This is a genomic window from Pseudomonas rosaeacicularis, from assembly GCF_057128745.1.
Window position 1 is genome coordinate 149,209 of record NZ_JBSKHT010000017.1, and the last position, 20,907, is coordinate 170,115.

17 protein-coding genes are annotated in these 20,907 nt (G+C 57.1%); 2 read left to right on the plus strand and 15 right to left on the minus strand.

The window, feature by feature from the left end:
* Position 1 precedes the first annotated feature (1 nt).
* Complete coding sequence (gene htpG, locus ACWKWM_RS22015; RefSeq protein WP_483848171.1) at positions 2 to 1,906, minus strand: molecular chaperone HtpG; 1,905 nt, start codon at positions 1,904 to 1,906, stop codon at positions 2 to 4.
* Positions 1,907 to 2,225: 319 nt separating this feature from the next.
* Between htpG and ACWKWM_RS22020 the strand changes: the two genes are divergently transcribed.
* Entirely contained in the window at positions 2,226 to 2,480 is a 255-nt protein-coding gene (locus ACWKWM_RS22020; RefSeq protein ID WP_483848172.1) for a hypothetical protein, read from the plus strand.
* A gap of 96 nt (positions 2,481 to 2,576) precedes the next feature.
* On the opposite strand, the gene brnQ is transcribed toward ACWKWM_RS22020, so the two are convergent.
* The 10 genes from brnQ to sdhC form a co-directional block, all read right to left on the minus strand.
* Positions 2,577 to 3,890: a branched-chain amino acid transport system II carrier protein gene (gene brnQ / locus ACWKWM_RS22025; protein WP_483848173.1), complete on the minus strand. Its 1,314-nt coding sequence runs from the start codon at positions 3,888 to 3,890 to the stop codon at positions 2,577 to 2,579.
* A 415-nt stretch (positions 3,891 to 4,305) separates the two neighbouring features.
* On the minus strand, positions 4,306 to 5,193 hold the full coding sequence (gene sucD / locus ACWKWM_RS22030) for a succinate--CoA ligase subunit alpha (protein WP_483838497.1): 888 nt from the start codon (positions 5,191 to 5,193) through the stop codon (positions 4,306 to 4,308).
* Positions 5,193 to 6,359 carry an ADP-forming succinate--CoA ligase subunit beta gene (sucC, locus tag ACWKWM_RS22035; protein WP_483848174.1) on the minus strand — a complete coding sequence of 389 codons (1,167 nt, stop codon included), beginning with the start codon at positions 6,357 to 6,359 and terminating at the stop codon, positions 5,193 to 5,195. Before sucC ends, sucD begins: the two co-directional genes overlap by 1 nt.
* 206 nt (positions 6,360 to 6,565) lie before the next feature.
* The gene (gene lpdA / locus ACWKWM_RS22040) at positions 6,566 to 8,002 is read right to left on the minus strand and encodes a dihydrolipoyl dehydrogenase (RefSeq protein ID WP_483848175.1); all 1,437 of its coding nucleotides are present in this window, start codon (positions 8,000 to 8,002) and stop codon (positions 6,566 to 6,568) included.
* A gap of 173 nt (positions 8,003 to 8,175) precedes the next feature.
* Positions 8,176 to 9,426 (minus strand): 2-oxoglutarate dehydrogenase complex dihydrolipoyllysine-residue succinyltransferase, encoded by a 1,251-nt coding sequence (gene odhB, locus ACWKWM_RS22045; RefSeq protein WP_483848176.1) that lies wholly within the window; start codon positions 9,424 to 9,426, stop codon positions 8,176 to 8,178.
* Positions 9,427 to 9,467: 41 nt separating this feature from the next.
* A complete protein-coding gene (locus ACWKWM_RS22050; RefSeq protein WP_483848177.1) occupies positions 9,468 to 12,299 on the minus strand; it encodes a 2-oxoglutarate dehydrogenase E1 component in 2,832 nt (943 codons plus the stop codon).
* Positions 12,300 to 12,571: 272 nt separating this feature from the next.
* Complete coding sequence (locus ACWKWM_RS22055; RefSeq protein WP_483848178.1) at positions 12,572 to 13,276, minus strand: succinate dehydrogenase iron-sulfur subunit; 705 nt, start codon at positions 13,274 to 13,276, stop codon at positions 12,572 to 12,574.
* 11 nt (positions 13,277 to 13,287) lie between these two features.
* Positions 13,288 to 15,060, minus strand: a complete 1,773-nt coding sequence (gene sdhA / locus ACWKWM_RS22060) for a succinate dehydrogenase flavoprotein subunit (protein ID WP_483848179.1) — start codon at positions 15,058 to 15,060, stop codon at positions 13,288 to 13,290.
* A 3-nt stretch (positions 15,061 to 15,063) separates the two neighbouring features.
* Positions 15,064 to 15,432: a succinate dehydrogenase, hydrophobic membrane anchor protein gene (gene sdhD / locus ACWKWM_RS22065; protein ID WP_483838490.1), complete on the minus strand. Its 369-nt coding sequence runs from the start codon at positions 15,430 to 15,432 to the stop codon at positions 15,064 to 15,066.
* Positions 15,426 to 15,800: a succinate dehydrogenase, cytochrome b556 subunit gene (sdhC, locus tag ACWKWM_RS22070; protein ID WP_483838489.1), complete on the minus strand. Its 375-nt coding sequence runs from the start codon at positions 15,798 to 15,800 to the stop codon at positions 15,426 to 15,428. The genes sdhD and sdhC overlap by 7 nt, the downstream gene beginning before the upstream one ends.
* 363 nt (positions 15,801 to 16,163) lie before the next feature.
* On the opposite strand from sdhC, the gene gltA reads away from it, so the two are divergent.
* Entirely contained in the window at positions 16,164 to 17,453 is a 1,290-nt protein-coding gene (gene gltA / locus ACWKWM_RS22075) for a citrate synthase (RefSeq protein ID WP_483848180.1), read from the plus strand.
* An 81-nt stretch (positions 17,454 to 17,534) separates the two neighbouring features.
* Here the strand turns inward: gltA and ACWKWM_RS22080 are convergent, their stop codons facing one another.
* The 4 genes from ACWKWM_RS22080 to ACWKWM_RS22095 form a co-directional block, all read right to left on the minus strand.
* Complete coding sequence (locus tag ACWKWM_RS22080) at positions 17,535 to 18,140, minus strand: START domain-containing protein (RefSeq protein ID WP_483848181.1); 606 nt, start codon at positions 18,138 to 18,140, stop codon at positions 17,535 to 17,537.
* A 49-nt stretch (positions 18,141 to 18,189) separates the two neighbouring features.
* Complete coding sequence (locus ACWKWM_RS22085) at positions 18,190 to 18,447, minus strand: YkgJ family cysteine cluster protein (protein WP_483848182.1); 258 nt, start codon at positions 18,445 to 18,447, stop codon at positions 18,190 to 18,192.
* A 93-nt stretch (positions 18,448 to 18,540) separates the two neighbouring features.
* Positions 18,541 to 19,029 carry a translation initiation factor 2 gene (locus ACWKWM_RS22090; protein ID WP_483848183.1) on the minus strand — a complete coding sequence of 163 codons (489 nt, stop codon included), beginning with the start codon at positions 19,027 to 19,029 and terminating at the stop codon, positions 18,541 to 18,543.
* Between the two features lie 297 nt (positions 19,030 to 19,326).
* Positions 19,327 to 20,766, minus strand: a complete 1,440-nt coding sequence (locus tag ACWKWM_RS22095) for an aminotransferase-like domain-containing protein (RefSeq protein WP_483848184.1) — start codon at positions 20,764 to 20,766, stop codon at positions 19,327 to 19,329.
* Positions 20,767 to 20,907: the final 141 nt, after the last annotated feature.

Below are 20,907 nucleotides of genomic sequence, written 5' to 3' on the forward strand. Positions count from 1 at the left end.
GTTAAACCGACAGCTCGACTAATAACTTGTTCAAACGGCGCACGTAGGCAGCCGGATCTTTCAAGCTATCGCCTGCGGCCAATGCAGCCTGATCAAACAGAATGTGCGACAGATCGCCAAAGCGCTCCTCGTTCTGCTCGTTGTCCAGCTTGCCGATCAGCGGGTGACTTGGGTTGAACTCGAAAATCGGTTTCGAATCCGGCACCTTCTGACCACTGGCCTCAAGGATCTGACGCATTTGCAGCCCGAGATCCTGCTCACCGATGGCCAGAATCGCAGGCGAATCGGTCAGGCGGTGCGAAACCCGCACCTCACTGACAGCCTCACCCAGCGCAGCTTTCAGGCGTTCGATAAGCCCTTCTTTGTCCTTGGCGACCTCTTCCTGAGCCTTCTTGTCCTCTTCGGAGTCAAGCTTGCCCAAGTCCAGGTCACCACGTGCCACGTCGACAAAACCCTTGCCGTCGAAGTCGGTGACATAGCTCATCAGCCACTCATCGATACGGTCTGTCAGCAGCAGCACTTCGATGCCTTTCTTGCGGAAGACTTCCAAGTGCGGGCTGTTCTTGACCTGCGCGTAGCTTTCGCCCGTAAGGTAGTAAATCTTGTCCTGACCTTCCTTGGCGCGCGCCAGGTATTCAGCCAGAGACACGCTTTGCTCGCCGTCTTCGCTGGAGGTAGATGCGAAACGCAACAGGCCAGCGATTTTTTCCTTGTTGGCGAAGTCTTCCGCCGGGCCTTCTTTCATGACCTGACCGAAGTTTTTCCAGAAGCCTTTGTATTGCTCGGGCTCGTTCTTGGCCAGTTTTTCCAGCATGTCCAGCACGCGCTTGGTCAGCGCCGACTTCATCGAGTCGATGATCGGGTCTTTCTGCAGGATCTCACGGGAGACGTTCAACGACAGATCGTTGGAATCGACCACACCCTTGACGAAGCGCAGGTAGAGCGGCAAGAAAGACTCAGCCTGATCCATGACAAATACACGCTGAACGTAAAGCTTCAGCCCGCGTGGTGCTTCACGCTGGTAAAGATCGAACGGTGCGCGTGCCGGCACGTACAGCAGCGAATTGTATTCCAGCTTGCCTTCAACCTTGTTATGGCTCCAGCTCAGCGGGTTCTCGAAATCGTGGGCGACGTGCTTGTAGAACTCCTGGTATTCCTCGTCTTTGACTTCGCTGCGAGGACGGGTCCACAAGGCGCTTGCGCGGTTGACGGTTTCCCAGTCAGTGGCTGGCGCCTCCTCACCTTCGACGGCGGCCTGTTCTTTTGGCAGCTCGATTGGCAATGCGATGTGGTCGGAGTACTTCTTGATGATGTTGCGCAGACGGTAGCCGTCGGCAAATTCGTTTTCGCCCGACTTGAGGTGCAGCACGATACGCGTACCGCGCTCAGCTTTCTCAACGGTCGCTATTTCGAACTCGCCTTCGCCCTTGGACGACCAATGCACGCCTTCGCTGGCAGCGAGGCCGGCACGGCGACTGAATACATCCACTTGGTCTGCAACGATGAACGCCGAGTAGAAACCGACGCCGAACTGGCCAATCAGGTGCGAGTCTTTTTTCTGATCGCCCGACAGATGCTTCATGAAGTCAGCTGTACCGGATTTGGCGATCGTGCCCAAATGGGTGACGGCGTCTTCGCGGCTCATGCCGATACCGTTGTCTTCGAGGGTGACGGTATTGGCGTCCTTGTCGAAGCTCACGCGGATTTTCAGCTCTGCGCCGCCTTCAAGCAGGTCCGGATGGGACAACGCTTCAAAGCGCAATTTGTCGACAGCGTCAGAGGCGTTCGAGATCAATTCGCGGAGAAAAATCTCCTTGTTCGAATACAGCGAATGGATCATGAGGTGCAGCAGTTGCTTTACCTCGGTCTGGAAGCCCAGGGTTTCCTTTTGAGTTTCCACACTCATGGTCATCAAACTCCGATCAGATGGCATTAGTCACCAAGTCAAGGCAGCCCTGAGCTTGGCAGCGGGTTGTCATCAAGGTGGGGGCTGGGCGACGGATTTCAAGAGGCATAAAAACCGGATCGTTGATTCAGCAGTCTGGCTGGCTGTATTCGCAATAACGGCGGCCAGTCAATAGAGCGAAAACGTTTAGCCTGCGCAGCAAACTAAGCGTAGCGTAAGAGCGCGGAAACACTTATTCATTTCTATACGCAAAATGTGGAACTTAATTTATGGGCCCGTGCTCGAAGGCTCGTAGATATTCAATAAGGAGAAACACCCCATGCGTAAAACTTTAGCTATCGCCCTGATGCTTTCTGCCACCCTTGGTCTCGCTGCCTGCGATAAAAAATCCGAGGACAAACAACAAGATGCCAACAAGGCCGCTCAAGAATCCCAGGAGTCGATGCAAAAGGCTCAGGACAAAGTAAACGACGCCGCCAAAGAAAGTCAGGAAGCTGCTCAGAAAAACGCCGAAGCTGCGCAAGAGCGCGCTAAAGAGGCCAACCAGCAAGCGCCTGCACCAACTAAGCAGTAAGCTTACAAGTTTCCAAATAATGAAGCCCGCACTCAGCGGGCTTTATTATTTTCAGCAGAAGGTCAAATGGCCAACGTTAATTTGACCACCCTCCCTTCAAGCCAGCGCCTCGGCTCGCTTGCCCAGCACCCGATCTACCACGAACGCACAGAACAACGTAATCAGCGCAGGTACCAGCCAGGCCAGACCTTGCTCACTCAGTGGCAGATGGGTGAATGTCGCCGGCAGGTATTCGCCAAACCCTGCGCCTTTGCACGCATCGACCATCCCGAACAGCAGCGAAACCAGCATTACCGGCGCCACGATGCGACCTTGCTCGGACCAGAAATCCTTGCAGAAGCTCAACGCCACCAGCGCGATGCACGGCGGATAAATAGCGGTGAGCACGGGAATCGAGAACTGGATCAGGTTGGTCAGCCCAAGGTTGGATACCAGCAGCGAGAACACTGCCAGGATGACTACCAAAGTCTTGTAGGACAGCGGCAGTACCCGGCTGAAGTATTCGGCACAGGCGCAGGTCAGGCCCACTGCCGTGACCAGACATGCGAGCGAAATAAGCACCGCGAGGAAGCCACTGCCCAGCGAGCCGAAGGTATGCTGCACATAAGCATGCAGCACGGCGGCGCCATTGCTCGCACCGGCAGCGACTGCATGGCTGCCTGACCCCAGGCGGAACAGGCTGATGTACACCAACGCCAGACCAACGCCGGCAATCAGGCCCGCAATGATGGCGTAACGGGTGATCAGCTTGGGCGATTCAACCCCTCGTGAGCGAATCGCGTTGACGATCACGATGCCGAAAACCAAAGCCCCCAGCGTGTCCATGGTCAGGTAGCCGTTGATGAAGCCTTGGGAAAACGGCGCTGCAACGTAGGCAGGTTCTGCCGTTCCGATATCGCCCGCCGGCAACGCAAACGCTGCGATGCCCAGTGCCGCCAGCGCGATGATTTTCAGCGGCGCGAGAAAGCGTCCGACGGTGTCCAGCAGCCGGCCGGGATAGAGCGACACCCAAAACACCAACAGGAAATAAACCAGACTGTAGAGAAACAGTGCCAGGGGGCTTTCGCCGGTCAACGGCGCCAGACCTACCTCAAAAGACACCGTCGCGGTGCGCGGTGTCGCGAACAGCGGGCCCACTGCAAGATAGGCAACGGCTGCAAGGACGCCGCCTGCGACCTTGCCGATCGGACTGCTCAACGCGTCCATGGCACCGCCGACCTTTGCGAGCGCGATGACGGTCACAACGGGAAGGCCTACTGCCGTGACCAGAAAGCCCAATGCAGCCATCCACACATGGGGACCTGCCTGCAAGCCAACGATCGGGGGGAAGATGATATTGCCAGCGCCTACAAACAACGCGAACGTCATGAAACCCAATGCCAGGATGTCCTGACCTTTCAACACTTTCATCAAAGAAACCACACTGCTGAATCGGAATTAAGGAGAGGATTTCCCGAAGGGTGAGGGAAATGCTGCCGACTCTTTTAGAGTTGGCCCAATGCGCGATACGGGGCCTTGTGGGACCTGCTGCGCAAAATGGCGGCTAGCCTACCTTATTTTCCGCACCGATACAGGGCGCGCCGACCGATGTCTGCACGTTCGTGTCGCATCTCGGACATGTCTTACAAATGAAGAGGCTGAAACCTGTTGGAGCTCGGCTTGCCCGCGAAGTCAGCACCTCAGTTACCTGATACAGCTCATTTTGAGCTTCGCGGGCAAGCCTCGCTCCAACAGGTTCGGCGTCACAGCAGTGAAACCGGCGCATCAGAAACACAAAAGCCACCCGAAGGTGGCTTTTGTCGATCAGACAGTCATCAGAGGGCGATTAAGCCTTCTTCACTTCCCAACCAGTCAGCTCAGCCAAGGCTTTGCCGATATCTGCCAGCGAACGCACGGTTTTTACGCCTGCGTCTTGCAGTGCAGCGAATTTCTCGTCTGCAGTGCCTTTGCCGCCAGAGATGATTGCGCCAGCATGGCCCATGCGCTTGCCCGGAGGAGCAGTCACACCAGCGATGTAGGAAACAACCGGCTTGGTCACGTGTGCCTTGATGTAGGCAGCCGCTTCTTCTTCAGCCGAACCACCGATCTCGCCGATCATGACGATCGCTTCGGTCTTTGGGTCTTCCTGGAACAGCTTCAGGATGTCGATGAAGTTCGAACCCGGAATCGGGTCACCACCGATACCGACGCAAGTCGACTGACCGAAACCGGCGTCAGTGGTCTGCTTCACAGCTTCGTAAGTCAGGGTGCCGGAGCGCGACACGATACCGACTTTGCCTGGCAAGTGAATGTGACCTGGCATGATGCCGATCTTGCACTCGCCCGGAGTGATAACGCCTGGGCAGTTAGGACCGATCAGAACTACACCCAGCTCGTCGCACTTGACCTTGGCATCCAGCATATCCAGGGTAGGAATGCCTTCGGTGATGCAGATGATCAGCTTGATGCCGCCGAACGCTGCTTCCAGGATCGAATCTTTGCAGAAAGGAGCCGGAACGTAGATGACCGAAGCGGTTGCGCCGGTTTTCTCTACAGCTTCGCGAACGGTGTTGAACACCGGCAGGTTCAGGTGCGTGGTGCCGCCTTTGCCTGGAGTCACGCCGCCAACCATCTTAGTGCCGTAGGCAATGGCTTGTTCGGAGTGGAAAGTACCTTGCGAACCAGTGAAACCCTGGCAGATAACTTTGGTGTCTTTGTTGATCAGGACGCTCATTATTTGCCCTCCGCAGCTTTGACGACTTGTTGAGCAGCGTCGGTCAGGCTGGTAGCTGCAATGATGTTCAAGCCGCTTTCTGCCAGTACTTTAGCGCCCAGGTCCGCGTTGTTGCCTTCAAGACGCACAACGACCGGGATTTTCACGCCTACTTCCTTCACTGCGCCGATGATGCCTTCAGCAATCATGTCGCAACGAACTATACCGCCGAAGATGTTGACCAGAACCGCGGCAACATTGGTGTCGGACAGGATGATCTTGAACGCTTCGGTAACGCGTTCTTTGGTAGCACCGCCGCCAACGTCAAGGAAGTTGGCTGGCTTGCCGCCATGCAGGTTGACGATGTCCATGGTACCCATGGCCAGACCGGCACCGTTGACCATGCAGCCGATGTTGCCTTCCAGTGCCACGTAGTTCAGTTCGAACTTGGCAGCGTGGGCTTCACGTGGGTCATCTTGCGATGGGTCGTGGAAAGCCTTCAGCTTTGGCTGACGGTACATGGCGTTGGCGTCGATGTTGATCTTGGCGTCGAGGCAATGCAGATCGCCGTCAGCCTTGATCACCAGTGGGTTCACTTCCAGCAGAGCCAGGTCGTGGTCTTGGAACAGCTTGGCAAGACCGGTGAAGATCTTGGCGAACTGAGTGACCTGCTTGCCTTCCAGACCCAGCTGGAATGCCAGATCGCGACCCTGGAATGGCTGAGCGCCAACCAGTGGATCGATGGTGGCCTTGAGGATTTTCTCAGGCGTGTCGTGAGCGATTTTCTCGATGTCCACGCCACCTTCGGTGGACGCCATGAACACAATGCGACGGCTCGAGCGATCAACTACAGCGCCCAGGTACAGCTCTTTGGCGATGTCAGTGCAGGATTCAACCAGGATCTTGGTAACTGGCTGACCGGCCGCATCAGTCTGGTAAGTCACCAGACGCTTGCCCAGCCATTGCTGAGCGAATGCCGCTGCGTCTTCTTTGCTGCGAACCAGCTTGACGCCGCCCGCTTTACCGCGACCACCAGCGTGAACCTGGGCTTTGACGACCCACTCGGTTCCGCCAATCTTGTCGCAAGCTTCTGCTGCCGCTTCCGGGGTGTCTACCGCGTAGCCTTTGGATACTGGCAGGCCGTACTCAGCGAACAGCTGCTTACCCTGATACTCATGAAGATTCATGCTTATTACCGTCTTCGTTAGGTACTGCGCATTCGGTGCTGCGCGTCGAAACGTGCCGCACCACCTGTGACCGCTACTCCCGGACGCCCCGGACACATACGCATACGTGCCAGGGGCCTTCCGAAGGGTCGAGTCCGACGAACTTTCCGCGGTGAACCCTGCTCGCAGGGCTCACGACGGGCTGCGCGTCGTGGTTTCTTTTTGTCTTAGCGTTTTTTCTTGTTCTGGATGTGGATGGCGCCGCCATTCACTGCCAGCGCTGCTTCGTGCAGCGCCTCAGACAACGTCGGGTGGGAGAAGACCATCATGCCGATATCTTCGGCACTGGTGCCGAACTCCATACCGATCGCGCCTTGCTGTACCAGTTCTGCTGCGCCCGGACCGATCACGTGAACACCCAGTACGCGGTCAGTCTTGGCATCAGCGATAACTTTGACGAAACCACCGGTGTCGTTGGCGGCCATTGCACGACCACTTGCCGCGAACGGGAAGCTGCCGACATTAACTTCAACGCCTTCGGCCTTCAAGGTCTGCTCGGTCTTGCCTACCCAGGCGATTTCCGGGTGAGTGTAAATAACAGACGGGATCAGGTCGTAGTTCATCTGGGTCTTGTGACCCTTGATTCGCTCGACGACCATGATGCCTTCTTCAGAAGCCTTGTGGGCCAGCATCAGACCACGGACCACGTCACCGATCGCGTAAACGCCGGGAACGCTGGTTTCGCACTGATCATTGACGAAGATGAAGCCGCGTTCGTCGATATCCACACCGCTGTCCGAAGCCAGCAGGTCAGTGGTCACAGGACGACGGCCAACAGCGACGATAACGCGATCGAACGTAATGTTCTGCTCGCCGTCCTTGTCGGTGTAGGTCACAACGACTTCGTCGCCGTTGACTTTCGAACCGGTGACGCGAGCGCCCAGCTTGATGTCCAGACCCTGCTTGGTGAACGTCTTCTGCGCTTCCTTGGCAACGGCTTCGTCAGCGGCTGGCAGGAATTTCTCCAGGGCTTCGAGAACAGTGACCTTGGAACCCAGACGAGCCCAGACCGAACCCAGTTCCAGGCCGATAACGCCGGCGCCGATCACGCAAAGACGCTCAGGCACGGAGGGGAATTCCAGAGCACCCGTCGAATCGACGATGGTGACCTGGTTGACCGGTGCAGGCGGAATGTCGATCGGGCGCGAGCCCGAGGCCAGGATCACGTGATCGGCTTCGATGATTTCAACGGTGCCGTCAACGCCGGTCAGTTCGACTTTCTTGCCGGCCAGCAGCTTGCCGTGGCCTTGCAGGGAAGTAACGCCGTTGGCTTTGAACAGGCTGGCAACGCCACCGGTCAGGCCTTTGACGATTTGCGACTTGCGGCCAATCATGGCTGTCACGTCCATCTTCACTTCAGACGTGGTGATACCGTGAACAGCGAAGCCATTCTTGGCTTCGTAAAATTTCCAGGAGCTGTCCAGCAGCGCCTTGGATGGAATGCAACCCACGTTCAGGCAAGTGCCGCCTAGGGCCAGCTTGCCCTCCTTGTCCTGATATTTCTCGATGCAGGCAGTCTTGAGACCAAGTTGCGCAGCCTTGATGGCGGCAACATAACCGCCAGGGCCTGCGCCAATCACTACCACGTCGAATTTCTGGGACATAACAAAGAGTTCCTCTTTAGCTGCGAGCTTTAAGCTGCAAGCTACAAGCTGATCCGCGTTGAACTGCAGAATCGGCTTGCGACTTATTCATTGGATACCAACCACCAGCCTCAAACTGCTCACCGGACCGCTTCTGACTTGAAGCTTACGGCTTGCAGCTTGAGGCTGTTTCATTAGATGTCCAGCAACAGACGAGCCGGATCTTCCAGCAGGTTCTTGATGGTCACCAGGAACGTCACGGCTTCTTTACCATCGATCAAACGGTGATCGTAGGACAGAGCCAGATACATCATCGGACGAATCACAACCTGACCGTTGATCGCCATCGGGCGCTGCAGGATGTTGTGCATGCCAAGGATCGCGGCCTGCGGCGGGTTGACGATCGGGGTCGACATCATCGAGCCGAAGGTGCCGCCGTTGGTGATGGTGAACGTGCCGCCAGTCATCTCGTCGATGGACAGCTTGCCGTCACGAGCTTTCTTGCCGTATGCAGCGATGCCGCCTTCGATTTCAGCCAGGCTCATGTGTTCTGCGTTACGCAGGACCGGAACCACCAGGCCACGGTCGCTGGAAACGGCAACACCGACGTCGGCATAGCCGTGGTAAACGATGTCCGAACCGTCGATCGACGCGTTGACTGCCGGGAAACGTTTCAGCGCTTCGGTGGCGGCCTTGACGAAGAATGACATGAAGCCCAGGCGCACGCCGTTGTGAGACTTCTCGAACAGATCCTTGTACTTCGAACGCAGAGCCATGACTTCGGTCATGTCGACTTCGTTGAAGGTGGTCAACATGGCCATGTTCGACTGTGCTTCAACCAGACGCTTGGCCACGGTGGCACGAACGCGAGTCATCGGCACGCGTTTCTCGGTGCGGTCGCCAGCGGCAGCCACAGGAGCAGCCGCAGCCGCAGGTTTGGCAGCCGGTGCAGCAGCAGGAGCGGATTTCTTCGCTTCTACAGCGGCAACGATGTCTTCCTTCGTGATACGGCCGTCTTTGCCTGTGCCCTTGACGCTGGCCAGGTTGATGCCGTTTTCTTCAGCCAGCTTGCGAGCAGCAGGGCCACCGATTGCGTCGTCGTCAGAAGCCGGAGCAGCTGGCGCCGAAGCAGCCTGAGCAGGAGCGGAATTTGCAGCAGGTGCAGCGGCAGGTGCGGCAGCGGCAGCCGGAGCAGCAGAAGCAGTGCCACCCGCGTCCAGCGTTGCAATCAACTCATTGGAAAGGACAGTCTCGCCCTCGCCTTTTACGATCGATGCCAACACGCCATCGGCTTCGGCCAGAACTTCGAGAACGACTTTGTCAGTCTCGATGTCGACCAGCAGCTCGTCACGTTTTACCGCTTCGCCCGGTTGCTTGTGCCATTTGGAAATGGTGCCGTCGGCAACAGATTCCGGGAAAGAGGGGGCTTTGATCTCAATAGCCATTATTCAAAATTCCTTAATTCGGTTTCAAATGCGCGAAGGCGTTAAACAGTGAACGCGTCTTTCAGCAGTTTTTCCTGCTGTTCGGCGTGCATCGATGCGTAGCCACAAGCTGGAGCAGCAGAGGCGTCACGACCGGCATACTCGAGCACGAGATTGCGATTGTGGTTGCCGATGCTACGGCGCAAGTGATGCTGACTGCTGTACCAGGCGCCCTGGTTCATCGGTTCTTCCTGACACCAGACGACGTTCGTCAGGTTGGTGTACGACGCAATCGCGTCCATCAGGTCGTCTTCCGGGAACGGGTAGAGCTGTTCGATACGCACGATGGCGATATCTTCACGGCCTTCGGCACGACGTTTTTCCAGCAGGTCGTAGTAAACCTTGCCGCTGCACATCACAAGACGGGTCACTTTGGCGGCATCGAGGGTGTCGATTTCCGGGATGACCGTCTGGAAGGAGCCGTGAGCGAGGTCTTCCAGCGTCGAGATGGCCAACTTGTGGCGCAGCAACGACTTGGGCGTCAGCACGATCAACGGCTTGCGCAGCGGACGGATCACCTGACGGCGCAGCAGATGGTAGATCTGAGCTGGAGTGGTCGGTACGCAGACCTGAATGTTGTGCTCGGCGCAGCCTTGCAAGTAACGCTCAAGACGTGCCGACGAGTGTTCAGGCCCCTGCCCTTCATAACCGTGAGGCAGCAACATGGTCAGACCGCATAGACGGCCCCACTTGTGCTCGCCGCTGGTGATGAACTGGTCGATGACAACCTGAGCACCGTTCGCGAAGTCGCCGAACTGAGCCTCCCAGATAACCAGCGCGCTTGGCTGAGTGGTCGAATAACCGTATTCGAACGCCAGCACGGCCTCTTCCGACAGGAATGAGTCGTACAGATCGAAGCGCGGCTGTCCGGCATACAGGTTCTGCAGAGGGATATAAGTACTTGCATCCTTCTGGTTGTGCAGAACGGCATGACGGTGCGAGAACGTGCCACGACCAACGTCCTGACCGGTGAGACGCACCTGGTGGCCTTCGAACGCCAGGGTCGCGTACGCCATGGTTTCGGCGTAACCCCAGTTGATCGGCAAGCCGCCCTGCTGCATTTTCTGACGGTCTTCGTAGATCTTCTGAACCTGACGCTGAACCACGAAACCTTCTGGCAACTCCATCAGCTTGGCTGACAGCTCCTGCAGGGTCTTGAGGTCGAAGCTGGTGTCGTGACGCGCAGTCCAGGCGTGGCCCAGATAAGGACGCCAGTCAACGAACAGCTCTTTGTTCGGCTCTTTAACCAGGCTTTTGACAACGTGCATGCCGTTGTCGAGCGCATTGCGGTATTCGTCGACTTTCGCTTGCGCAGCGGCGGCGTCGAGAATGCCGGCGTTGGCCAGAAACTCGGCGTACAGCTCGCGAGTAGTGCGCTGCTTGGCGATCTGCTGATACATCAGCGGCTGAGTGCCACTAGGCTCGTCCGCTTCGTTGTGACCGCGACGACGGTAGCAAACCAGATCGATCACCACGTCACGCTTGAACTGCATGCGGTAGTCGATGGCCAGCTGCGTCACGAACACGACTGCTTCAGGGTCATCGCCATTCACATGGAGAATCGGCGCCTGAATCATCTTGGCAACGTCGGTCGCGTACTCGGTGGAGCGCGAGTCTTCCTGGTTGCTGATAGTGAAGCCAACCTGGTTGTTGATCACGATGTGGATCGTGCCGCCCGTCTTGAAGCCACGAGTCTGCGACATCTGGAAGGTTTCGAGCACGACGCCCTGACCCGCGAATGCAGCATCGCCATGGAGCGAGATCGGCAGGACTTTTTCGCCGGTCGCATCGTTGCGACGGTCCTGACGCGCACGCACCGACCCCTCAACCACCGGAGAGACGATCTCCAGGTGAGACGGGTTGAATGCCATCGCCAGGTGAACTTCGCCACCGGTGGTCATGACGTTGGAGGAGAAGCCCTGGTGATATTTAACGTCACCGGAACCCAGCTCGACTTTCTTCTTGCCTTCGAACTCGTCGAACAAATCACGAGGGTTCTTGCCGAAGGTGTTGACCAGTACGTTCAGACGGCCACGGTGAGCCATGCCGATGACGATTTCCTTGGTGCCGTAGGAACCGGAACGCTGGATCAGTTCATCGAGCATAGGAATCAGGCTTTCGCCGCCTTCCAGACCGAAACGCTTGGTGCCCGGGTATTTGGTGCCCAGGTATTTTTCCAGACCCTCAGCCGCGGTGACACGCTCGAGCAGATGGCTCTGAATGTCGGCGGAGAATGCTGGACGGCCGCGCACGCTTTCGAGGCGCTGCATGAACCAGTTGCGCTGGGTCGAATCGACGATGTGCGTGAACTCGGCGCCGATGGTGCGGCAATATGTCTTCTGCAAGGCGTCAACGATTTCGCGTAGGCTCGACTCCTCCTTGCCGATGTACAGGTCTCCGGCACGGAACGTGGTGTCGAGGTCAGCGTCGGTCAAACCGTAATGGTTGATCGACAGGTCAGCTGGCGCAGTGCGCTTCCACAAACCCAGAGGATCGAGTTGCGCACCCTGATGGCCGCGCATACGGAATGCCTGGATAAGCCGCAGTACTTCAACTTGCTTCTTCTCGTGCTCGCTGCTCACGCTGCCGGCAGAGACCGGTTGAGCGCGGCGCTGGTTTTTACCCAGCAACACGAAATGATCGCGAATCGTCGAATGCGATACATCGGTGGCAGTGCTGCCATCAGCTGGCAACTTCTGAAAGTAGGTGCGCCACTCTTCTGGCACAGCGTTAGGGTCGTGCAGGTAGAGCTCGTAGAGCTCTTCCACATAGGCAGCGTTACCACCGGATAGGTGGGCACTGTTCCACATGCGCTGCATCACGCTTTCTTGCATGCTTGGTCACCCTCGGTAAGGGGACACCACCGGCGCAGACGCCACAGCGAGCTTGAATAGTCCATGTGCAGCGACTGTAACAAGCCACTAGGGATCACGCAGATAGTCCGGGTACCAGCCCGGATGCCCCTGCTGGTCTCATTTCTTCAAAATAAGAGCCGCAGCCACAGCAGCTGCTGCTCAGGTTAAAACTACGGCGCCGGTTGAAGCCTGCGCCGCAGCGATTTCGGTACTGCCTTTACACATGTATCGATGTTACAGGTGCAACACAATCAGATACCGCTTTTGAGAAGCATGCTGCGTACGTGGCCGATCGCCTTGGTCGGATTAAGACCTTTAGGGCACACGTTCACGCAGTTCATGATCCCGCGGCAACGGAACACGCTGAACGGATCATCCAGCGACGCCAGACGCTCCTGTGTCTTGGTGTCACGGCTGTCTGCCAGGAAGCGATACGCTTGCAGCAATGCAGCAGGGCCCAGGAATTTGTCAGGGTTCCACCAGAAGGACGGGCACGACGTCGAGCAGCAAGCGCACAGGATGCACTCGTACAGACCGTCAAGCTTTTCACGCTCTTCCGGCGTCTGCAGACGTTCGATAGCCGGAGCTGGCGTGTCGTTCAGCAAGAATGGCTTCACCTTCTCGTACTGCTTGTAGAAGATGCTCATATCGACGACCAGGTCACGGATGACCGGCAAACCAGGCAGTGGGCGAACCACCAGCTTGTTGCCTTTGATCACAGCCGACAACGGCGTGATGCACGCCAGACCATTCTTGCCGTTGATATTCATGCCATCGGAGCCGCAAACACCCTCGCGGCAAGAGCGACGATAGGAGAAACCTTCGTCCTGCTCTTTGATCAGCGCAAGCACGTCCAGCACCATCAGGTCTTTGCCGTTGGTATTGACCTGGAACTCCTGCATGAACGGTGCAGCGTCTTGATCCGGGTTGTAGCGATAAACACTGACTTGCAACATATCGGCCACCCTTAGTAAGTCCGAATCATGGGTTCGAAAGTCGGAACAGTCTTCGGTGAGAAGTTCACGGCACGCTTGGCTACGCGTTTTTCACCCGGGAAATACAGGGTGTGGCACAGCCAGTTGATGTCGTCGCGATCTTCGAAGTCTTCACGGGCATGAGCGCCACGGGATTCCTTGCGATGCTCGGCGGCGATTGCCGTGGCCTCAGCCACTTCCAGCAGGTTTTGCAGCTCCAGCGCTTCGATCCGGGCAGTGTTGAACGCCTGGCTCTTGTCGTTGATCTTGACGTTGGCGATGCGCGTGCGCAGGTCGGCCAGCTGAGCAATACCCTTCTGCATGTATTCGCCAGTGCGGAATACACCGAAGTAGTTCTGCATGCAGCTTTGCAGCTCTTTGCGCAGGGTTGCTACGTCTTCGCCATCGGTGCGTTCGTTCAGGCTGCTGAGGCGAGCCAGGGCGACGTCGATGTCGGTTTCGGAGGCGCGACGGTAGTCGATGCCTTCGTTGAGTGCTTGCTCCAGGTGCAGACCGGCAGCACGACCGAAGACCACCAGGTCGAGCAGCGAGTTGCCGCCCAGGCGATTGGCGCCGTGGACCGATACGCAAGCCACTTCACCGACCGCAAACAGGCCCGGAATAATGGTGTCAACGCCAGCAGCGTCCTGAGTGATCGCCTGACCGTGAATGTTGGTGGCCACGCCGCCCATCATGTAGTGGCAGGTTGGAACAACCGGGATCGGCGCGACGGCCGGATCGACGTGAGCGAATGTCTTCGACAGCTCCATGATGCCTGGCAGACGGCTGTGCAGCACTTCTTCGCCCAAGTGATCGAGCTTGAGCATCACGTGATCGCCGTCAGGACCACAGCCGTTACCGGCAATGATCTCTTTAACCATCGAACGCGCTACTACGTCACGACCCGCAAGGTCTTTCGCGTTCGGAGCATAACGCTCCATGAAACGCTCACCGTGCTTGTTGATCAGGTAGCCGCCTTCACCACGGCAACCTTCGGTGACCAGTACACCCGCGCCAGCAATGCCGGTTGGGTGGAACTGCCACATTTCGATGTCCTGGACCGGAACACCTGCACGCAATGCCATGCCAACGCCGTCGCCGGTGTTGATAAGCGCATTGGTGGTAGAGGAGTAGATACGGCCTGCGCCGCCGGTAGCCAATACAGTCGCGCTAGCGCGAATGTAGGAGGTTTCACCGGTTTCGATGCAGATAGCGATGATGCCGACGAACGCACCATCCTGGTTCTTCACCAGATCGACTGCGTAGTATTCATTGAGGAATACGGTGCCAGCTTTCAGGTTCGCCTGATAAAGAGTGTGCAGCAGCGCGTGACCGGTACGGTCGGCAGCGGCGCACGTACGCGCAGCCTGTCCGCCTTTACCGAAGTCCTTGGACTGACCGCCGAATGGACGCTGATAGATGCGCCCTTGCTCGGTACGGGAGAACGGCAGACCCATGTGCTCGAGTTCGAACACAGCTTCCGGGCCTACGGAACACATGTACTCGATAGCGTCCTGATCACCGATGTAATCGGAGCCTTTGACGGTATCGTACATGTGCCAGCGCCAGTCGTCGTTTGGATCGGCGGAAGCAATGGCGCAGGTAATGCCGCCTTGAGCCGAAACGGTATGGGAACGGGTCGGAAACACCTTGGTGACTACAGCGGTCTTGTGGCCGCCCTGAGCCAGTTGCAGTGCGGCACGCATACCTGCACCGCCGCCGCCGATGATGATGGCGTCGAATGAAAGTGTATTAATGTTAGCCATGAATCAGATACCCCAAAGAATCTGCACACCCCAGACGAAGTACGCGAACATCGCAATGCCGCAGACTGCCTGGAAAAGGAAACGCACCGCCGTTGCAGACGAACCCAGCGCCATTGGCGTCAGGTAGTCAGTGGCGATGGTCCACATGCCGACCCAGGCGTGAGCGCCCAGAGCAACGAACGCCAACAGACTGAAGATACGCATCCCGGTGTGAGAAAAGAGACCGTGCCACGTGGCAAAATCGATGCCCGGGTGCGCGATCAGGTATCCGATCAGGAAAATGAAATAAGCCGCGAGCACGACCGCGGACACACGCTGTGCCATCCAGTCATAAAGCCCCGAACGTGACAGGTTCGTAACACTGGTTACCATATCCAAACTCCCGCGAGAACAATCAACACCAGGGAAACGGCGATGATGATTTTCGAGCCCAGTTTTCCGCCTTCCAGCGTCTCACCGACACCCGCATCCATGATCAAGTGACGAATGCCCGCCACGAGGTGATACAGCAAGGAGGACAGGAGACCCCACACAACGATCTTGGCCAGCGGGCTGGTCAAGCATGCCTTCACCTCGGCAAAACCTTCCTCTGAACCCAACGACTTGCTCAATGCGTAAAGCATGATGGCAATGCCGAGGAAGAGGATGATGCCGGAAACGCGATGAAGAAATGACGTTACGCCGGTGATGGGGAGTTTGATGGTCCTTAGGTCTAGGTTTACAGGTCGTTGGCTTTTCACGGCTTTTTTTCACACTGAAGAGCCCCTAACAATCAGGGCAAATTATTGGGAAGTGCACTGGTCAGGTACCCACTACCCAGGAAGTGACGACCCCCAGAAAAACGGGCCTCAAAGCCCCTGGCGGTCGGACGCCGAGTATAGACAGTTAGGTTACTAATGACAACGCGCAGACCCCACCCCAATGGCGGATTGCTTTAGCAGGATAAAAGGCGTAAATGGCAGGGAAATTCGCGGAAAACCATTGCTTAAACCCTTCTGTGACGGGACTTTAGGCAAATTGACTTTAGAATTTATCTCACTATAGTGGTGCGGGCCCTGCGTGGGGGGTCTGTCTGATGATTTGAAGCATAAATAGGAGGCCACATGGCTGACAAAAAAGCGCAGTTGATCATCGAGGGCGTAGCCCCCGTCGAGCTGCCCATTCTGACCGGCACAGTTGGTCCCGATGTAATCGACGTACGCGGCCTGACCGCCACCGGGCGCTTCACATTCGACCCGGGCTTCATGTCCACGGCCTCATGCGAATCCAAGATCACTTACATCGATGGCGACAACGGCATTCTGTTGCATCGTGGCTACCCGATCGAGCAACTGGCCGAACAATCGGACTATCTGGAAACCTGTTACCTGCTGCTCAACGGCGAACTGCCGACTGCCGAGCAAAAGGCCCAATTCGTTGTCACCGTGAAGAACCACACCATGGTGCACGAGCAGTTGAAGACCTTCTTCAACGGCTTCCGCCGCGATGCCCACCCGATGGCCGTCATGTGCGGTGTGGTCGGCGCCCTCTCGGCGTTCTACCACGACTCCCTGGACATCAATAACCCGCAGCATCGGGAAATCTCGGCGATCCGCCTGGTCGCCAAGATGCCGACGCTGGCAGCAATGGTTTACAAGTACTCCATGGGCCAACCCATGATGTACCCGCGCAACGACCTCAGCTACGCGGAAAACTTCCTGCACATGATGTTCAACACGCCGTGCGAGATCAAACCGATCAGCCCGACGCTAGCCAAGGCAATGGACCGAATCTTCATCCTCCACGCCGACCACGAACAAAATGCCTCGACGTCCACCGTCCGGATGGCTGGTTCTTCGGGTGCCAACCCGTTCGCCTGTATCGCAGCCGGTATCGCAGCGCTTTGGGGCCCGGCTCACGGCGGCGCCAACGAAGCCGTTCTGACCATGCTCGATGAAATTGGCGATGTCTCGAACATCGACACTTACATCGCCAAGGCCAAGGACAAGAACGACCCGTTCAAGCTCATGGGCTTTGGTCACCGCGTCTACAAAAACCGCGACCCACGCGCCACCGTGATGAAGCAGACCTGCGATGAGGTTCTGCGCGAGCTGGGCATCACCAACGATCCGCAGTTGGAGCTGGCGATGCGTCTGGAAGAGATCGCGTTGACCGATCCGTATTTCATCGAGCGCTCGCTGTACCCGAATGTGGACTTCTACTCGGGGATTATCCTCAAGGCGATCGGCATTCCAACCAGCATGTTCACAGTGATCTTCGCCCTGGCGCGTACCGTCGGCTGGATCTCCCACTGGAAAGAAATGCTCTCCAGCCCTTACAAGATTGGCCGTCCGCGCCAGCTGTACACCGGCGAAGTATCGCGCGACATCGTGCCCTTGGCCGATCGCAAATAAGCGAACGCTGAATGTAAAAAAGGCTGCCAGTGGCAGCCTTTTTTGTGATTTGCAGAAACTGTACTGCCAGCGGCGCTACGTTTACTTCTCAGCGCGATCTTTCAACGCTTTCAGCGTATTGAAAGGCGCATCCACCACAAATTTGTTCGCCAGCCAAGATGGCACGCTTCCACCAGGCTCTGTATGTACCTGGTAGGTGACCTCCGTAACGCCCGCGCCTTTGGGTACGAACTTCCAGAACCCCTCCACCTGAGCGACACGCACGAACCCCTGCTCTTCAGGGATGAACTTCGGTTGACCCTCCAGATTGCGTGTCAGGCTGCCATCGGCGGACGAAATGGTTGTGACCTGCAACACCGAGTCACGGGGCGTAACCGGCCAAGGCGTGTTGAATTGGGTGTAGGTCCAAACCTTGTCGCCCTCATGCTTGAGGACCTTCTGCGACTTGCATTCGTGAATCCATGCACACGCGGCCGCGACGTCTTCCTGCAGGGCGCGCAATTTGGCGATATCGGCCTTAATGGTCGTTACCCCGCGGTAAGCCTTGTACTTGGAGCCTGCCACCTCGCTCAGTGAAATCTTGATCCCGTCCTCGTCCTTGGCAACCTGCCAGTCTTCTGCGTGGGCGGCGCAAGCCACCAACATCGCAAAACCCAGTCCAAACGCAATCCGATGCAGCGAACCCATGTTTTATTCCTTATTGTCGTAAGTTCAGATGAATCATCCAGCCCCGCGCTTAAGCAGCGGTGGTGGCCTGCTCCCACCAGCCAATCAAGCGAATCGCCTCTTGCTGATTGGTCCCACAGACTTCGGGATCAGCCTTGAACTGACTGCAAACCTCCGGACGGCCAGCCAACCCGAACAGCGCACAGAGCATTTCGACCGAGAGATGCAGGCAGCGCTCTCCCGCAGGCTTGCCGTTGGGCATACCTGGAATCGGCGAAGAAATAGACGGCGCGATGCAACAAGCGCCACAGCCCGGACGACAATCCATGAGGGATTCTCTTGAAAGGTGATGAGTGACAGCAGGATACTAACCGCTAAAACGTCCGTTTGAAAACGCAGGGATTAGCGTATCGATGCTCGACTACTGTTTGAAGGTGAAGTCCACAGCCGCGCCTTCGATGTCGCGACGCGATTCGTTACGCAGCTGTAGCTGCATTTCGTTGCTCAGCAATCGGCCATTGAGCTGGAAATCTGGATCGCCCTGAGCGTCCGGAAACATTTTTGGCAGCAACGGCTTGGCATGAGGCGCAGCTGTAATGACTTTGCTGGGCGGTGTGAGCTGCTTGACCATATCCGGTGGCAGGCTCAAATCCAGAGCGGCCTTGGGCAAGCGCGTATCTTTCACCACTTGGGCCGGGGTCTTGCTCTTGCTGGCAACAGGGGCGCGGCGTGCTATTTCTGAATTGTCTTCTTTGATCTTCGCCGACTTTGCATTGCCCGTCGCACTTTTTGGTGGCGCACTGGCAACGGAGGGCTTGGCCGCCACAGGGGTTGATTTGCTCGCTGCTACCACAGACACCGCTGAAACATTGGGCGCCAGCTCATGGACAACGGGTTGGGGCTTAGCCACCTCAGCAGCAACAGATGCTTTCGCCTCAGGAACACTTACCGGCGCCACAGTTTGCGTGGCGGGAGGCACAGGAGCTACGGCTTCGGAAGCAACTTTAGGCGCGGGTGGCGGCTGCTTGTCAGCATCGCATCCGCTCATTAGCACCAACATTAACAGGCCAACACAACGCAATGAGTTCATAGATCAAAACGGCAAAAATGTTAGAGGCCATATGCTGGCCCCATGCAGGCCCTGTGGCAAGCCCACAGGTACCAACCGAGCTGTCTCAAACTGTAGAAACCTGAGTTCGCAAAGGGTTCACCAAGCCTGCACGGCTTCCTGACAAAGCTGTTTGGCCAGCATCCCCAGCGTCATCAGTGCCCGCTCAGCCTCGCGATTCCAGGGCATCCCGCAATTGAGGCGGATGCAGTGGTTGAATTGTTCTGTGTTACTAAATATTAAACCGGGGGCAATGCTGATGCCCTGTTCCAGCGCGCGCACGTGCAACTCTTGCGTATTGACCCTCCCCGGCAGACTGATCCACAAAATAAACCCACCCAGCGGACGGCTGATCTGGGTGCCTTCCGGGAACATCTGTTGCACTGCCAGTTGGAAAGCGCTGAGGTTTTTCCGATGCTCCTGGCGGATATAGCGCAGGTGACGGTCGTAGCCGCCGTTTTCCAGGTAGGACGCTACCGCCATCTGCGTCACGCTGCACGCCGAGTGTGTACTGAAGGTCTGCAGACGCTGGATCTCAGCCTGATATTTTCCCGCGATCATCCAGCCAATGCGCACACCCGGCGACAAGGTCTTGGAAAAGCTCGAACAGTAGATGACGCGCCCGAGTCGGTCGAACGCCTTGAGGGACTTGGTCTTGCCTTGCTCGTACATGAGCTCGCCGTAGATATCATCCTCGACGATCTGAATATCGAAGTCCGACGCCAGCCGCAGCAAATGCTTTTGCCGCTCTTCTGGCATCGTGCTACCCAGCGGATTACTCAGGCGCGAGGTCAACACCAACGCCTTGATCGACCATTGATTGGCCGCCAGTTGCAGCGCTTCCAGACTGATGCCGGTGGTGGGGTCGCTGGGTATTTCGATGACTTTCAGGCCCAGCAGGTCGGCCAATTGCAGCAGGCCGTAGTACGTGGGTGACTCGGCGGCGATCAGATCCCCCGGACTTGTGAGCACCCGCAGCGACATCTGTAACGCATCGACGCAGCCATGGGTGATGACGACCTCGGAAGGATCGATCACGACACCGGCATCGCGCATACGAATAGCCACTTGGCGGCGCAGGGGTTCGAATCCGGGACTGAACATGTAGCTGAAGGCGCGCGGACTCTGAAAACGCGTCACCTTTGCCAATTGTTGGTGAAGTGCCCGAACCGGCAGGTAGTCGACGTGAGGCACCGCAGCACCAAACGCAAAAACCCCTTCGCGGCGGGATTCCACCAATACCTGCTGGATAATACTGGCGCGAGTCACAAGACCTGGGCGTTCAACACGCGCGATATCGGGGGTCGGCGCAGTGAGTGCGGGGGTCTGATGGACGTAATAGCCGGATTGGGGCCGCGCCCGAATGAGGCCCTGATCTTCGAGATTCGCGTATGCCTGCAATACGGTGGCATGACTCACATTGAGCTGCGAACTCATCTTGCGTACCGACGGCACTCGCTCTCCTGGCTGATAAACACCACGCCGAATGTCCTCGGCCAGTTGCTGAGCGATGCGTTGATACAACAGAAGATTGGTCATTATTGCGTCCCTCGATCCGGCTCATGATCAATTGCACCAGCAATCAATATGAATAACTGCCAGAACAGTCGCAAAGTGTACGGGGACAGTTGTGGTCTTCACCAGCAATAAGTGTGAGTGCAGAAAAGTTTAATGCGCCAT